Origin of the sequence: Micromonospora sp. ALFpr18c (assembly GCF_008868155.1) — a bacterium.
GTDB lineage: Bacteria > Actinomycetota > Actinomycetes > Mycobacteriales > Micromonosporaceae > Micromonospora.
The window spans coordinates 1-15,138 of sequence record NZ_WBKR01000162.1; the positions used below are offsets into that span (position 1 = coordinate 1).

13 protein-coding genes are annotated in these 15,138 nt (G+C 68.5%); 2 read left to right on the forward strand and 11 right to left on the reverse strand.

What is annotated here, in order from left to right:
- Positions 1-241: 241 nt before the first annotated feature.
- Positions 242-919: a response regulator transcription factor gene (locus F8271_RS23810; RefSeq protein WP_151492052.1), complete on the forward strand. Its 678-nt coding sequence runs from the start codon at positions 242-244 to the stop codon at positions 917-919.
- Here F8271_RS23810 and F8271_RS23815 read toward each other — a convergent pair.
- From F8271_RS23815 to F8271_RS23865, 11 genes are read right to left on the reverse strand one after another with little or no spacing between them, the layout of a single operon-like run.
- Complete coding sequence (locus F8271_RS23815; protein ID WP_151492053.1) at positions 889-1,911, reverse strand: TauD/TfdA family dioxygenase; 1,023 nt, start codon at positions 1,909-1,911, stop codon at positions 889-891. The genes F8271_RS23810 and F8271_RS23815 overlap by 31 nt on opposite strands.
- The gene (locus F8271_RS23820; RefSeq protein ID WP_151492054.1) at positions 1,908-3,329 is read right to left on the reverse strand and encodes a phenylacetate--CoA ligase family protein; all 1,422 of its coding nucleotides are present in this window, start codon (positions 3,327-3,329) and stop codon (positions 1,908-1,910) included. Before F8271_RS23820 ends, F8271_RS23815 begins: the two co-directional genes overlap by 4 nt.
- Position 3,330: 1 nt before the next feature.
- Positions 3,331-4,440, reverse strand: coding sequence for an AMP-binding protein (locus tag F8271_RS23825; protein ID WP_151492055.1), 1,110 nt, complete (start codon positions 4,438-4,440; stop codon positions 3,331-3,333).
- 18 nt (positions 4,441-4,458) lie between these two features.
- Positions 4,459-5,592, reverse strand: a complete 1,134-nt coding sequence (ispG, locus tag F8271_RS23830; RefSeq protein WP_151492056.1) for a flavodoxin-dependent (E)-4-hydroxy-3-methylbut-2-enyl-diphosphate synthase — start codon at positions 5,590-5,592, stop codon at positions 4,459-4,461.
- A 1-nt stretch (position 5,593) separates the two neighbouring features.
- The gene (locus F8271_RS23835; protein WP_151492057.1) at positions 5,594-6,565 is read right to left on the reverse strand and encodes a 4-hydroxy-3-methylbut-2-enyl diphosphate reductase; all 972 of its coding nucleotides are present in this window, start codon (positions 6,563-6,565) and stop codon (positions 5,594-5,596) included.
- 15 nt (positions 6,566-6,580) lie between these two features.
- The gene (locus tag F8271_RS23840; RefSeq protein ID WP_151492058.1) at positions 6,581-8,371 is read right to left on the reverse strand and encodes a 1-deoxy-D-xylulose-5-phosphate synthase; all 1,791 of its coding nucleotides are present in this window, start codon (positions 8,369-8,371) and stop codon (positions 6,581-6,583) included.
- 19 nt (positions 8,372-8,390) lie between these two features.
- On the reverse strand, positions 8,391-8,597 hold the full coding sequence (locus F8271_RS23845; RefSeq protein WP_151492059.1) for a ferredoxin: 207 nt from the start codon (positions 8,595-8,597) through the stop codon (positions 8,391-8,393).
- Positions 8,594-9,949 (reverse strand): cytochrome P450, encoded by a 1,356-nt coding sequence (locus F8271_RS23850; RefSeq protein ID WP_225854718.1) that lies wholly within the window; start codon positions 9,947-9,949, stop codon positions 8,594-8,596. Before F8271_RS23850 ends, F8271_RS23845 begins: the two co-directional genes overlap by 4 nt.
- Before the next feature lie 56 nt (positions 9,950-10,005).
- On the reverse strand, positions 10,006-10,953 hold the full coding sequence (locus F8271_RS23855; RefSeq protein ID WP_151492061.1) for a hypothetical protein: 948 nt from the start codon (positions 10,951-10,953) through the stop codon (positions 10,006-10,008).
- The gene (locus tag F8271_RS23860) at positions 10,943-12,511 is read right to left on the reverse strand and encodes a prenyltransferase/squalene oxidase repeat-containing protein (RefSeq protein WP_151492062.1); all 1,569 of its coding nucleotides are present in this window, start codon (positions 12,509-12,511) and stop codon (positions 10,943-10,945) included. Before F8271_RS23860 ends, F8271_RS23855 begins: the two co-directional genes overlap by 11 nt.
- Positions 12,508-13,593 carry a polyprenyl synthetase family protein gene (locus F8271_RS23865; RefSeq protein ID WP_192580429.1) on the reverse strand — a complete coding sequence of 362 codons (1,086 nt, stop codon included), beginning with the start codon at positions 13,591-13,593 and terminating at the stop codon, positions 12,508-12,510. Before F8271_RS23865 ends, F8271_RS23860 begins: the two co-directional genes overlap by 4 nt.
- Before the next feature lie 290 nt (positions 13,594-13,883).
- Here F8271_RS23865 and F8271_RS23870 point away from each other — a divergent pair, with 290 nt between their 5' ends.
- The gene (locus F8271_RS23870; protein ID WP_151492064.1) at positions 13,884-14,765 is read left to right on the forward strand and encodes a bile acid:sodium symporter family protein; all 882 of its coding nucleotides are present in this window, start codon (positions 13,884-13,886) and stop codon (positions 14,763-14,765) included.
- The last annotated feature ends 373 nt before the right edge of the window (positions 14,766-15,138 follow it).

A 15,138-nucleotide genomic window follows, 5' to 3' on the forward strand; every position in this document is an offset into this window, starting at 1 on the left:
TCATCAACCGGACACAACCCGTCGATAACGTCACGAATCCGCAGCCGAGAACCGAACGCCGCGACCAACGGCAACGACCCCAACGCCTTCTCCACCGACGGCAACCCGAACCGCGCACGCTGTCTCACAGCCCGGCACGCTGCCATCAGCCACCCTCACCACCAACCCGCCGCGCCGAAACCCGCCCACGATCACCCACGTGCGGAATGCAGGACTAGCAAATGGCGGCTGCCGTAGTAGGTTGATCCGCAAGGTGGTGGACAATCTGACCGACCACGACGTCGTTGGCGAGGGCGAAAGCCTGGGGCAGGCGACCGATTCGGTCCGGCAGCGCCGCCCGGACGTCCTCGTGCTGTCCAGCACCCTGTTGGCCGAGGGCCCGCAGACGGTGGGTGAGCTGATCGACCGGACGGAGGCCGCGCTGGTGGTGGTCGCCATCGGCGGCAGCGGGTCGAGCGTATGGCACGGCATGAGTGGAGGCGCCAGCGGTTACGTGCTGCGGGACCGCCTGCCCAATGACCTGCCCCAGGCACTGGGGGCCGCCGAGGCCGGAAACGCCTTCGTCTCGGCCCCCCTGGCCCGGCAGATGATCGGCTACCTGGCCGACTGCTTCGACAACGGCTATGACGGTCCCAGCCGCTCCGACGTGATCCGAGCCCTGCTGCCGAGGGAACGGGAGACGCTCCAGCGGCTCGCCGGTGGTGAGTCCACTGGGGAGATCGCCGAGGCGATGTCGGTCACCACCGCGACCGTACGAGCGTACGTATCCAGGATCCTGCGCAAGTTGAGGGTGCGCAGCCGCGGCGAGGCGGTGGTGGTGGCGTACCGCTCCCGCTTCTACTCGCCCCGGCGCACGCACCCGGAGGCCAACCCCTCCGCAGGTGGGGGTCACGGCACGGCCAGGGCCCTGCACCGGTAGCCGTCGGCGCGATCCAGAAGATCGAGGGAGCTACGCAGGGACCGCACCACGAAGAGCCGTTGCAGCCAACGGTCCGCACCGTCGTAACGGGGTGTGAACTCACCCCGTCCGTGGACAGTTGTCGAATTGTCGATGATGGCCAGGTCGCCTTGGACCAGGATGGCTTCGCGTCGGACAGCCTGCAGCGCCTCGTGCAGGGCGTCCAGTGCCGCAGCGCTCTGCGGGTCGCCCGGTGCGGTGTCGTCGAAGTCGACGGTGAGCAGGGGAAAGCTCGCACTGCCGGTGAGAACGGCCGCCGGCTCGAGGTACGGCCGGTGGACCTGGCCGCGACAGAACGACGGAGCCAGACGGGTACGGAATCGTGGTTCTCGGAGCACGGCCTCGTCGGCCGGGCTGAGCAGCCGGACGGCCTCGGTGATCGAGCTGGTGATGGAGGACGCGCGACGTTCGTGGTCGGGTCGCAGGCAGAGCAGGCCGAGGAAGTCCGGCCGGCTGGCGTGGAAGGCGTTCTCGGTGTGCAGCTTGAAGTAGACCGCTCCGGTGTTCTGCTGTTGGTCCTCCTCACCGGGTATGGGACAGATGTCGTGGATCAGCGAACCGTGCTTTTCCTCGACATACGAGATCGGGTCCCCCATCCGGGACATCAGCAGCAGCAACAGGGCGGCGGACGGCGTGCAGTCCACTGCCACCGAATTGGCGCTGCGGGGGGTGGGGGGCAGATCCGCCGGCAGGGGAAGGTTCCGGATGGTCAGCACCCCATGCGAGCTGCCGTAGCGACGGAAGTTCTCGACCGCCCGCAGCAGCCCTTCGGGTAGACGCCCGTGGAGCAGGTGCGCGACGGTCACCGTCTCCGGCCGGTCGACCTCGGACACCCGGCGCCGGAACTGGTCCACGACCAGCGCGACCTCTTCGGCCTCCGCTGCGGACAGGACGTACGTGCCGAGGCCGACCCGGTCTTCCACGGTCTGGTCGGCCAACGATGTGTGGGTCATCTGAACTCGCTCTCCTGCGCCCTCGCCAACTCCGACCTGTCCGGCGCCCCGGCGAATGGGATGATCAGGCGATACTTTCCGCCAGTGGACTGTTCGGGTGCCTCGTCGCTGCGCGTCACACTGATGCCGTCGAGTTGATGGGCATGCAGGAACGTCTGGATCTCGGCGTACACGACCCGCCAGAGCTCCTCGAGGTCGGCGTGGTGTGTCGCCCGTAGCCGCACGCTGAGCTGGCTCGGCGAGGTCTGGTGCACCTGCGCCAACTCCAACCCCGGAGCGCGGTCGATGACACCGGCCAGCGCGACCGGGGCGACCGGCACCTGGTTGCCACGCCCGTCGTCGAACACCAGCGCTTCACTGGCCCGACCGCGAGCCCGGATCGCCGGGAACGGATCACCGCAGGGGCAGGGATCCGGACGTACGAACAGGGAGTCACCAAGGTCGTAGCGCAGGATTGGCTGGATCTCGTTGGCCAGGTTCGTGATCAGCACGGTGTGCGACGCCTCTCCGGGCGCAACCGGGCGATGGTCGCGGTCGACCGGCTCGACGATCACCCAGTCGCTGTTGACGTGCAGCCAGTTCTGCGGGCAGCTGGCGGCTGTCGACATGAACTCACAGGCGCCGTAGCCGTTACCGATGCGCGCCCGGAACACCGAGGCGATCCGCTCGTACCCCGGCTGCGACAGGCCCTCCGCGCCCAGCACCACCAGGGTCGGTCGGATCCGCAGCCGGCCGGCCTCCTGCTCGCCGGCGAGCAGGGCGAGTTGTCCCGCGTAGCCGATCAGGACAGCCGGACGGAAGTCGTTCAGTTCGGCGACCAGCTGCGGCAGCGGTGAGAACACCGAGAAGACCCGGAGCCGCCGCTCGCCGATCCGGCTGCCGTCGCCTCGCCGCGGCAGCACCGTCGAGGATCCGAAGTGCCCGCCGGTAGCGAGGATCGAGGCGACCCGGGCCCCGCTTCCGACGATCCGGGAGGCGTCCCGCCAACGGAGCCACCGCCCGAACCCGCGAAGAGCCATCGCGCTGGTGACGGCGGTGCTTCGGTCGTCGAAGAGGAAGATGCCGCGGATGCCGCTGCTACCCGAGCTTGTGCCCACCCGATACCGGTCGAGGAAGGGCCGGCCGACCTGGGTCGGGTCGTCGATGAACGAGCGGGCTCGTTCGAGGGTGACCCGCCGGTCTGTGCACCAGTTGTCGAAGTCAGCCATCAGCTTCCGCTTGTCGGTGACCGGCAGGAGCTTGGTGTCGTAGACCGCTTCCGGCAGCCCTCGGTAGAGCTCGCGGTAATAGGGAGAGTGGGCACGCGCGTGCGACACCACTCTCGCGAGTCGGTCGCGCTGGCGCCGCGCGACGGCGCCCGCACCACCGCTGCGGGCCTTTCGCATGTCGCGCAGCAGCCAGCCGATGCTCTCCGCCATGTCAGTACACGCCCTCGACAACCGGCTTGCCGGAGAACTGGGTGACCGGTTGCACATCGGCGATCGAGTCACCGCCGCTGTTGCGGGGATGCGGCATCCGGATCGCCGAGTCACGCTCCAGGTTGTTGGGCAGGAGCAGACCACGGCTGATGTGGTGCTGGAGTACCTGGCCGCGCTGCCCGTACGGGACGCTCGTGCCGGTGGCCGGGTCGATCACCGAGAACATCGTCACCGGCGAGGGCGGGTCGAAGACCGGTGAGTCCCCTTCGATGCCATTGGCGCGTTCGACGATGCCGCCGACGATCATCGTGCTGGCGTAGCCGCCGATGAACTTGACGCCGGGGAAGACCTCACGCTGATAGCGGTTGCGTACCTCGGTGTCCATCTTCGTGCCGCCCCAGCCGATCACGTCGACCCGCTCGTTGATCAGGTCCACCATGTCGCCGCGTCGGCAGAGCGCGTCGAGCAGTGGCGGGGTGCTGTAGAACACCGAGATGTCCTGACTGCGCAGGATCCATTCGGCCTGGTCGACGACGTGTTCGACGTAGAGCGCGACCTCGTCGTTCGCGCCGCGCTCGATCAACCGCTTCACCCAGCGGGGGTCAAGGTCGAGCAGGAAGCACATCGCGTCGAACTTGGCCGCGGTGGCGCGGATCAGATGGCCCGCCATGTGCGGATCGGTGGGCCCCATGCAGAGCCAGTCTCCGCCGCGCCGAAACGCGCCGTGCTGGGCGAGGCCGGCGGCATGCCAGGCCGTAGCCTGCTCCAGGGTCTCGGCCATCCACATCAAGCGTTTCGGCGGCCCGGTCGTCCCGCCACTCTCGGCGATGAGCGGCTGCTGGTAGTTGTTCCCGTAGCCGCGCGGGATGAGGTCCCGGATCGGTACGTCACGCAGCTCGTCCACGATGTTCGGGAAGAGCGTCAGATCCGCGATGGACCGGACGTCCTTCCGAGGGTCGAACTCGAAGCTCTTGGCCCGCTCCAGCCAGAAGGTCGAGCCGGTGCTCGGGTCGAAGTGCCAGTCCATGGCCGCTTCGATGAGTTCCTCGGCGTCGATCGGGTCGGACCAGGGCTGGTCCAGGGGCGAAAGGGTGTTGATTGACGATGCCATGGTTCTCTCCTCGGGTGGTCAGTCGATTGGTATTGCGACGCCCATCTCGTCGGCGATGCGCAGCGCCTCCTCGATCAGCGTCTCGACGATCTGCGACTCGGGCACGGTCTTGACGACCTGCCCCTTGACGAAGATCTGGCCCTTGCCGTTGCCGGAGGCGACGCCGAGGTCGGCCTCGCGGGCCTCGCCCGGGCCGTTGACGACGCAGCCCATGACGGCCACCCGCAGCGGCACCGGCAGCCCTTCCAGGCCGGCGGTGACCTCCTCGGCGAGCTTGTAGACGTCCACCTGCGCCCGCCCGCAGGACGGGCAGGAGACGATCTCCAGGCCGCGCTCACGCAGCCCGAGGGACTCCAGGATCTGGTTGCCGACCTTGATCTCCTCGACCGGCGGGGCGGACAGCGACACCCGGATGGTGTCGCCGATGCCCTCGGCGAGCAGGGCGCCGAAGGCGACCGCCGACTTGATGGTGCCCTGGAACGCCGGGCCGGCCTCGGTGACGCCGAGGTGCAGCGGGTAGTCGCACTGCTCGGCGAGCTGCCGGTACGCCCGGATCATCACGACCGGGTCGTTGTGCTTGACCGAGATCTTGATGTCGCGGAAGCCGTGCTCCTCGAACAGCGAGCACTCCCACAGCGCCGACTCGACGAGCGCCTCGGCGGTGGCCTTGCCGTACTTGGCGAGCAGCCGCTTGTCCAGCGAACCGGCGTTGACGCCGATCCGGATGGGCACCCTCGCCGCACCGGCAGCGCGAGCGATCTCCTTGACCTTGTCGTCGAACTGGCGGATGTTGCCCGGGTTGACCCGGACGGCCGCGCAGCCGGCGTCGATCGCGGCGAAGACGTACTTGGGCTGGAAGTGGATGTCGGCGATCACCGGGATCTGCGACTTCTTGGCGATCGCGGGCAGCGCCTCGACGTCGTCCTGGGACGGCACGGCCACCCGCACGATCTGGCAGCCGGACGCGGTCAGCTCGGCGATCTGCTGGAGGGTGGCGTTGACGTCGGAGGTGAGGGTGGTGGTCATCGACTGCACCGACACCGGAGCACCGCCGCCGACCGGCACCGAGCCGACCATGATCTGGCGACTGGCCCGACGGGGAGCGAGCGGCGGGGGCGGCACGGCGGGCATACCGAGACTGACAGCGGTCACTTCAGGCCCCCCGCTCGACGCCTGGGCGTAGCGCCGCACGCAGTTCCTGCGGTAACGCGAAGACCGTGTTCTCCACCGCGGTCGTGACATTCTCGACAGCGCCGAAGCCCCGGGCGCGCAACCACTCGAGTGCGTCCTGCACCAGCTCGTTCGGGACGGACGCGCCAGCGGTGAGGCCGACTGTCCAGGCGTCCCGCAACCACTCCGGCGAGATCTCGTGCGCGAAGTCGACCAGGTGCGCGGCGCCCGCCCCCGCCTCCAACGCGACCTCACGCAGTCGTTGGGAGTTGGACGAGTTGAGCGAGCCGACCACGATGATCACATCGCACTCGGCGGCCATGGCCTTGACGGCCTCCTGCCGGTTCTGCGTGGCGTAGCAGATGTCATCGCTCGGTGGCGACTTCAGCGACGGGAAACGTTCGCGAAGCCGCTCCACCGTCTGCTGGGTCTCGTCGACCGACAATGTGGTCTGCGAGAGCCAGACCACCCGGCCCGGGTCACGTACCGTCACCGCGTCGACATCGTCAGGGGTGTCGACGACCTGGATGTGGGTGGGGGCCTCGCCCGCGGTGCCCAGCACCTCCTCATGGCCCTGATGGCCGATGAGCAGGATGTCGTAGTCCTCGGACGCGAACCAGCGCGCCTCGTTGTGCACCTTGGTCACCAGGGGGCAGGTGGCGTCGATCACCCGCAACGACCGCGCGGAGGCGGAATCGTGTACGTCCGGCGCCACCCCGTGCGCGGAGAAGATCACGGTCGCTCCGCTCGGTACCTCCTCGTTCTCCTCGACGAAGACGACCCCCTGCGCCATCAGTGCCTGGACGACGTGTCGGTTGTGGACGATCTCCTTGCGCACGTAGATCGGTGGGCCGTACAGCTCGAGCGCCTGCTCCACGGTCTGCACCGCACGCTCCACCCCGGCGCAGTAGCCTCGGGGGTTGGCCAGTAGGACTCTTTTTTGTCTGACGTCCATCTCCGCATCGCCCCTCTACTGAACCAACAGCCGGTCGGCGACGAGTCGCCGAAGCCTCGTGACCAGCCCTTCCGAGGTCAACCCGATCTCGTCGAGCAGGTGTGACCGTGACGCCACCGTCAGGAAGGTCGTGGGGATGCCGAAGGTCAGACACGGCGCCTCGATGCCCTGGTCGGTCGCCGCCTGCGCGAATGCGGCACCAACCCCGGCCACCTTCAGGCTGTCCTCGACGGTGGCGACCAACCGGTGCGTCCGGGCGAGGTCCAGCAGCGCGGGGTTGATCGGTCGCACCCACCGTGGGTCGACGACGGTCACCCCGATCTCCTGGTCGGCCAGCTGCCTGGCGGCATCGACGCAGGGCTCGGCCATCGCCCCGACCGCGATCAGCAGCAGGTCCTGACCGGACCCGAATCGACCGATGATGTCGAGCCCGTCGATGTGCTCGATGGCGGCGATGTCCTGCGCCACGGCGCCCTTGGGGAAGCGGACGACCGTGGGTGCGTCCGCGACCGCCACCGCCTCGCGCAGCAGCGCCCGTAGCCGGGTTCCGTCGCGCGGTGCGGCGATCCGCAGGCCCGGCACGACGTGCAGTACCGACAGGTCCCACATGCCGTTGTGACTGGGCCCGTCGTCGCCGGTGATCCCGGCGCGGTCCAGGACGAACGTCACGCCTGCTCGGTGCAGGGCGACGTCCATCAGCAACTGGTCGAACGCACGGTTGAGGAACGTCGCGTACATGGCGACGACCGGGTGTAACCCGGTCAGGGCCAGCCCGGCGGCGCAGGTGGCCGCGTGCTGTTCGGCGATGCCCACGTCGATGACGCGGTCCGCGAACTTCTCCGCGAAGGGTTGCAGGCCGACCGGTTGCAGCATGGCTGCGGTCACCGCGACCACGTCGGGACGCTCGGCGCCGATCTGGACCAGTTCGTCGCCGAGGACCGAGGTCCAACTCGGCGCCGAGAGGGCACTCAGCTGTCGTCCGGTCAATGAGTCGATCACTCCGATGCCATGGAAGCAGTCCCGGTCGTCGTTCTCGGCCAGCGGGTACCCGTAGCCCTTGCGGGTCACGCAGTGCACGACCACAGGCGCACCGAGGGACCTCGCCGTGGTCAGCGCCTCCTCCAGGGCGGCGATGTCGTGACCGTCGATCGGCCCGATGTAGTGCATGCCCAGCTGCGCGAAGATGACCGGCTCGTCGAGTGGTGACGTCCCTTCGAGCTGGGAGCGGCTGCGCAGACCGGACAGATGCCGTGCGAGGCCGCCGATGGTCGGCGCGTACGAACGGCCGTTGTCGTTGACCACGATGACGACCGGGCGGTCGGTGGCACCCGCGATGTTGTTGAGCGCCTCCCAGGCCATCCCGCCCGTGAGGGCACCGTCGCCCACCACCGCGACGACACTGCGGTCCCGTACGCCGAGTATCTGCCGTGCACGGGCGATGCCGTCGGCGTAGGAGAGCGCCGTCGAGGCGTGCGAGTTCTCGATGAGATCGTGGTCGGACTCCTCGCGACTCGGGTACCCGGACAAGCCACCGCGCTGCCGCAGCCGGGAGAAGTCCTGCCGGCCCGTGAGCAGCTTGTGCACGTACGCCTGGTGTCCGGTGTCCCAGAGAAGGGAGTCGTGCGGAGAGTCGAAAACCCTGTGCAGCGCGATCGTCAGTTCGACGACACCGAGGTTCGGACCGAGGTGACCACCGGTTCGGGAAACCGCCGTCACCAGAAAGTCGCGGATCTCCGCGCTCAACACGGCGAGCGCCGCAGGGGTCAACTCCTTGAGGTCCTGTGGCGTGTGGATATCCGTCAGCACGGATCTCCCCCTCTCTGGCTCATGCGCCCGGCAGTGTGATGGCCTTCACCGGGCACCGGGTCGCCGCCTCGAGGACGTCCTCCCACACCTCGCCGTCGGCCTCGGTGGTCCTGATCATGACTACGCCGTCCAGGTCCTGGTCGAAGACGTCCGGCGCGTGCATCACGCACTGTCCAGCGCCGATGCAGGCGACGCGGTCCACCATCACCCTGCGGTCCACGCTCATGTCGTCCGCCTCGGCAGCACCATCGACAGGCCGCGGGGCATCAGCGTGACCGTTCCGGTCGGCCGCACGGCGGCGCCATTCACCGGCCGCAGGTCGCGCTGGGCCACGATGATGGCGAGTGAGGTCATGGCCTCGGCCCAGGCGAATCCCTCACCCACGCAACGGTGCGCACCCTCGCCGAAGGGCATGTACGCCTCAACGGTGACGTCCGCGGCGCGCTCCGGCAGCCACCGGTCCGGATCGAAGTTGTTCGGGTCACGGAACAGCGTCGGGTCGCGGTGTTGCGAGTAGAAGGAGTACAACACCGTGCTGCCGCGGGGGATGAGGTGGTCGCCCAGGCGGACATCCGCCGTGGCGCTGCGGGAAAGGAAGTACGTCGGGGGATACAGCCGCAGCGTCTCCTTCACCACCCGGCGGGTCAGTTCAAGATCGGCCAGTTGCTCGTGCCGGGGGGCTTCGCCGTCGGGCAGGACCCGGTCGACCTCCTCCCGCAGCGCGCGGAACACCTCGGGATGCTGGCCCAGCTCGTGACACGCCCAGCTCATGGTCAGCGCTGTCGTCTCGGCCGAGGAGAGCAGGATGCTGATCACCTCGTCGCGCAGTTGAAGGTCGGTCATTCCCTGACCCGACCCCTCGTCCGTCGCCACCATCAGCAACGAGAGCAGGTCGTCGCCCTGCTGCTCCGCCCCCCGGTAGGAGGCGATGATCCCGTCGATCACCTGGTGAAGCTCCCGCATGGTGACCTCGAAGCGACGGTTCGCCGGCAGCGGCAGGTGTTCCACCAGCCCGGTGGGATCCATGGCGCGCAGACTGACGCCGCGGGTCAGCACGGGCAGTGCTCGTTCGATGACCGATACGGCGGCGGCGCCCAGATCGGTCGAGAAGAGGGTTCGGGTGCCGATCGTCGTGGCCAACGAAACGAACTCCGGCTTGAGTTCGATCGGCTCGTCCTCCGGCCATGACGAGATCCGCTCCTTGGCGATCTGGCGCATCACGTCGCTGTACCCGTGCACCCGCTTCCGGCTGAAGGCCGGCAGCACCAGGCGGCGCTGTCGGCGGTGCGCGGGGCCCTCGGCGGTGATGATCCCGTCGCCGGCCACCGCGCGTGCCTTGCGGAAGTGGATGCCACGGGGGAACAGCGCGGCGTCCTTCACCAACATCTGATGCAGCAGGGTGTGGTCGTTGACCAGATAGGCGGTGGAGGGGCCGAGCCCGACGCGTACCACCGGTCCGTAACGGCGAGCCTCCTGGAGAAACTCCAGCCGCCGCCGGAGCAACTGGAGGCCGTGACCGATGAGGGGCAGTCCTGCCGGGAGGCGGGGTGGCCGAGGCGATTGTCCCGACTTGTGCATGGTGGCGGACACGGAAATACCTGCCTTTCGCGATGACCACCGACGAGGTGGCCCGATCAGCTCTGGCTGCGGTAACGCGCCGAACGCGCTGGCCAACGGACTGCGGCCGACATGAACGACTCGTAGTGGTGGAGGTAGCGCCGTACGGCCTCGCTGTCTGGCAGCCCGAAGCGCCCGGGGTCCTCGCTGACCTCCTGGAAGGTGAGCAGTGCCTGCTCGGCCAGGCGCCCGGCGTGCGCCGTGGCCCGCTCCTCGGTCCAGCCGTACTCGTGCTCCAGGATGATCACGATGTTCGAGGTGACTCCGGCCCGGCGCTCCGCGTCGAGGGAATAGAGGTCGTTGGCTATGCACCCGTAGTCGGCGACGGCGGCGTCCACCAGCCGCAGGCACGGGTGCTGCCGAACGGACTCAGGCAGGTGGAGCCGGTCGACGAAGTAGTCCAGTTCCACCTGCACCGTCATGGTGCTGAACACCCGGCGCATGAACAGGTAGGACGACAGGTCGGGGATCCGGCCCCGGCTGCGGAGATCCACCTCCCACAGCGTCGCGGCGAGATAGTTGCGGATCTCCGCCCGCAGGCGGGACGTGTCGAAGCCCGGGTCGAGGTGCTCGATCTCGTCGAGGATCCGCCTGAGCAGCCGTACCAGGGGTCCGTCCGCGGTCCCGCCCGGCCGCCCATCCAACACCTCGTGGATGAGGGCGTGCTCAGCAAGCACTCGTCGGCGCCAATCCCCGTCGATCTCCACGAGATCGCTCCACGCGTCGTCGAACAGGACCAGAAAGGCGATCCAGAGCGTGGCGACCTGCAAACGCTCCTGGTCCGTGTCCGGATAGGTGAGGGCCGCGGCCTCGCCCAGGGCGATCCCGTGCAGCACCTTCGCACTGGACGGGCCCGTCAGTTCGATCTCGGCAGCGACCCGCCGGACGTGGTCGGCGGCAAGGGCCGCGCCGGGATGCGACCGTTCGGGAAACGGGCACGGTAGCAGCAGGGTCTCAGTTTCCATGGTCGTTCCTGTTCAGACTGTGCAGGACCGCGAGGCAGGTCGCCCGGACGATCCGTACCGGGGTGTAGACGTCCTTGCCGATCCAGAGCGCGGGCGTGCGCTCGGTCACCTCAGCGCCGATCAGCGTGTCGCGCGCCGCAGCCAGGCCCGACCGGATGTCCGCGCGGTTCTCCACGGAGTCGCTCAGGCCCAGGATCCAGGCCGCGTACGCGGTCTCCTCCTCGGTCCCGCGACCGTGCCCCCACCGGTCGCCCTGCCGCGTGTCGAGGATCCACTCGACGGCTCGTTCGATGGTCGGCCGGGCCTGCGGGCCTCCGTAGGTGGCCAGGGCGTTGACGCTGGTCGCCGTGGCGTAGAAGGGGGAGCCGTGCCACTTGTCGGTCCAGCTCCCATCGCTCGACTGCGCGCCGATCAACCAGTCCCGAGCGGCCCGCGCCGGAGCTTCGTACCGGCCCGCGTCCCCGGCCCTACGTGAGATGCGCTGCCCCAGCGCCTCCAGGGCATGCGCGTTCGCGGTCGGCGACGGAGTGCGTTCCTCCGGGTAGGTGAAGAACCGGGTGCCGTCGTAGTAGCCCAGCAGAGGGTCCAGGTCGTGGACCCGGCCGTGCACGTCCAACGCCCACAGCACCGACGCCGTGTCGTCCGCGTCCACCGGGAGACCGTCCCCGGCTGCGATGCCGTCGTCCCCCAGCGCCGACTCCAGCGAACTCAGCACGGACTCGGGGATCTGGCATGCCACGCCGTGCACGTGAAACAGGTTGATGATCCATGAGCGTTCGAAGTGCGGCATCGGCGCGCCGACGGGAAAGAGTCCGCCCGAGCGGGACTGCACCGCGTTGAGATAGCGCAGGGACGGGTGGGATGGCTCGGGGCGCGTACGCAACCAGGCCGCGGTGGCCGCGGGTGAACAGCCGACACTGCCGGACACCGGAACCACGGCCGGGTCCTCCGGCAGGTCCGACCCGATGATCTCCCAGCTGTGCCAGAGCTTCGGCGGCACCGGGTGTCCCGAAGCCGTCGCGCCCCGGAGCCGGACGAGCATCTCCGGCGCGGTCGCGGCGGGCGTACGGAGTGGGCCGCCGCGGACCAGCTCGGCCAGTGCCGGGTCGGCGGCCTGGTCGAGTTGCCGCAGATGCCCATTGATCAGGTCGATCAGCCGGGGCACCAGTACCTCGATGGCGACCAGGTCTGGCAGTGGGGTCTCGTGATCGAGCCACGTGCGCAGGGCTCGAACACCCGCGCTGGCGCTCGCGGCCAGTGCGTCGGCGGGCAGCTCCCGATCCTCAGGCAGGCCGCGACGATGGGCCGTGAGCACTGCCTCGGTGGCGCTCAGGCTGGTCACCAGCCGGAAGCCCGCCACTCCCCAGCCGCCGTCGGCGGCCTGCTCGGCGAGCAGGAACCGCATCCGGGCCGGGTGCCCGTCCAGCCACGGCGCGTTCGAGACGACCCGGCCGCACTCGTACACCGATGGGCTGATCAGGGCCCAGTCGTCGGCGGCCGCCTCGCGGAGCAGCGTGTCCGCCAAGGTCGTCGTCGTGGCGTACGGCGTGATGCTCATGCCGACCTCACCGTCGCCGCCCGAGCGAGATCGCGTAGCGCGGCCTTCGCCTGCGGGTGGAAGTCGGAGCCTTCGAGCACGGCCAGGCCCTCACGAAGTCGTTCTTCGATCATGCGCTCGACCTTCGCCGGCGCACCCGTGGCGAGCAGGATGCGGCGGGCGGTCTCGGCACCGTCCTCATCGAGGTTCGGATCGCCGACCAGATCCGTCAGGTCGGCCCGCTGCCCGCGATCGGCGTCGCGCAGTGCGATCGCCAGCAACACCGTGCCCTTGCCTTCGCGAAGATCGTCCAAGGTGGACTTGCCGGTGTTGTTCGAGTCCCCGAAGATGCCGAGCAGGTCATCCCGGAGCTGAAACGCCTCGCCGATGGGCAGCGCGAACGCCGTGCACGCGGCGAGCAGCGACTCGTCGGCACCCGCCAGCGCCGCGCCGATCTGCAACGGCCTCTGCACGGTGTACCGGCCACTCTTGTAGCTGGCCACCGTGAGGGCGGTGGTGACATCGGGCGGGCTGTGGCTGCTCAACAGGTCGTGGTACTGGCCGAACATCAGTTCGGTCCGCATCTGGTCGAGGATGGGGCGCACCGCCCGCATCTGGACCGGGCTCACGCCGCTGGAGTGCAGCATCTCGTCGGACCAGACCATGGCCAGATCGCCGAGCAGGATGGCGCTGTCCAGGCCAAACCGTATGTTGCGGGCCGGATCGTCGCTTCGACCGTGCCCCACGAGCGTGACGTGCAGGCAGGGATGCCCACGGCGTACCGCCGCGTTGTCGACGATGTCGTCGTGGATGAGCGCGAAGGCGTGAAAGAGCTCGAGGGACGCGGCGACGGCCACTGCGGCCGGGTGTTGCGGCCTGCCGCCCGCTGCCTGCCACCCGCAGAGGCACAGCAGCGGTCGTAGACGCTTGCCGCCAGCCAAGACGTAATCGCGCAGCGCGTGCACCACGTCGGTCAGTCCAGACCCGGCAGCGAGCCGGGCCTTGTCGGCGAAGAAGGCGGTCAGCGCCTCCTCAACCGAGCGGCGCATCTCGGAGTACAGCGCGTGGGATCCCCGGCCGATTCCGACCTCGATGGTCACCATGTGTTCAGCGGGTTCCTTCCAAATCATTATCCGGCCCGCGTCGCCCGCTTTTCCGGCACACGGATGAATGAGGATGGCTCCTGCCGGGATGTCACCGTGAATGGTTGTCCGGCTCCTCGGCTCTCACGACCCTACCGGCGATTATTCGGGGCCGGCAAGGTTGCCGATGTCAACATTGGCGCTACGAATGTTGATGCGGAAGGTGCGGATCGTAGGGCTTCTCAACGGCAAGAACATGCGTCAGTCTCCGATGAGCCGATCACGTCAGAGATAATCACCGGAGGTGAACCATGACCCTGCCACCGCTGGCCGGGGTTCTGCTGCCGCTTGTCATCGCCGTGCTGATGTTCGGGCTCGGCACCACGCTGACCCTGGGCGACTTCACTTCCGCGTTACGCCGGCCCAGGGCGCTTGTCTGTGGGCTTGTCTGCCAGCTGCTCGTCCTGCCGGTGCTGTGCTTCGGGCTGGTCGTCGTCCTCGACCTGCCGCCCGAACTGGCCGTCGGCATGATGCTGATCGCCGCTTCACCGGGAGGCACGACCGCGAGCCTGTTCAGCCACCTGGCCCGGGGCGACGTCGCCCTGAACATCACGATGACGGCGGTGAACACCGTGCTGTCGGTGGTGACTCTGCCGGTGATCGTGAATCTCGCGCTGGCATACTTCCAGCCCGCCGACGCCGGCCGCGCCGGCCTCGGCGCCGCCGAGGTCACCCGTCTACTGCTGGTCATCCTGCTGCCGGTGGTGGCGGGGCTGGCCGTACGCGCTCGCAGCGCCGACGTCGCACGTCGGCTCGACCCGCTGATCCGGGTGGTGTCGGTCGTGTTCCTCGTACTCATCGCCGTGGCCACGGTGTTACGCGAACGGGACCAACTTGTCGCCCAGTTCGGCCGGGTCGGGCTGGCCGCCACGCTGTTCTGCCTGCTCAGTCTCACCCTGGGCTACGCGGTGCCCCGCCTGTTCGGGGTCGACGGACCGCGGGCCGTGGCGGTGGGCATGGACGTCGGTGTGCACAACAGCGGGCTCGCCGTCACCATTGCGCTGGACCCCGGCATGCTCGGCAGTTCGGAGATCGCCATACCGGGCGTCATCTACGCCATGGTGACCGTGCCCTGTGCCGGACTCGTCGTCTGGTTGATCAATCGTCGGCGGCCGGTACCGGCTCGGGTGTGAAGCCCCGCCGTCGTGCCGCTCTTGTGGACGCCGGTGTCACGAAGAAGGAGTGTCCCGACGACGCGATGTGCATCGCGGAAGGGCAATCCTCGGAGATGGGTTGCGGCCCCTTAATTCGATGTGCTGATATGGCTGCTGTCGCGACTGGGCATGACGAGAGGTCTTTCCAGGTCAGGCGGCAACAATTTTCGCGCGGTTTCTCGTACGGGCGTCGTCTGATCGGGAAGAGGACATTTCTCTGATGGCGGCGAGTTCAGGCGGTCGTAGCATTTGATCTTGGTGGGTCGGTGGGACAGGATTCCCGCTGTGCGCAACATGTTGACCTTGACCGATCGTGAGGAGATCTCCCGTGGCCTGGCTGAGGGTCTGGAAT

What these genes read in the sequence shown, in the direction of transcription:
- F8271_RS23815 (WP_151492053.1), bottom strand. Translation starts at nt 1,911, where the DNA reads ATGACCCACACATCGTTGGCCGACCAGACCGTGGAAGACCGGGTCGGC.
- F8271_RS23820 (WP_151492054.1), bottom strand. Translation starts at nt 3,329, where the DNA reads ATGGCGGAGAGCATCGGCTGGCTGCTGCGCGACATGCGAAAGGCCCGC.
- F8271_RS23825 (WP_151492055.1), bottom strand. Translation starts at nt 4,440, where the DNA reads ATGGCATCGTCAATCAACACCCTTTCGCCCCTGGACCAGCCCTGGTCC.
- F8271_RS23835 (WP_151492057.1), bottom strand. Translation starts at nt 6,565, where the DNA reads ATGGACGTCAGACAAAAAAGAGTCCTACTGGCCAACCCCCGAGGCTAC.
- F8271_RS23845 (WP_151492059.1), bottom strand. Translation starts at nt 8,597, where the DNA reads ATGAGCGTGGACCGCAGGGTGATGGTGGACCGCGTCGCCTGCATCGGC.
- F8271_RS23850 (WP_225854718.1), bottom strand. Translation starts at nt 9,949, where the DNA reads ATGCACAAGTCGGGACAATCGCCTCGGCCACCCCGCCTCCCGGCAGGA.
- F8271_RS23855 (WP_151492061.1), bottom strand. Translation starts at nt 10,953, where the DNA reads ATGGAAACTGAGACCCTGCTGCTACCGTGCCCGTTTCCCGAACGGTCG.
- F8271_RS23860 (WP_151492062.1), bottom strand. Translation starts at nt 12,511, where the DNA reads ATGAGCATCACGCCGTACGCCACGACGACGACCTTGGCGGACACGCTG.
- F8271_RS23865 (WP_192580429.1), bottom strand. Translation starts at nt 13,593, where the DNA reads ATGGTGACCATCGAGGTCGGAATCGGCCGGGGATCCCACGCGCTGTAC.
- F8271_RS23870 (WP_151492064.1), top strand. Translation starts at nt 13,884, where the DNA reads ATGACCCTGCCACCGCTGGCCGGGGTTCTGCTGCCGCTTGTCATCGCC.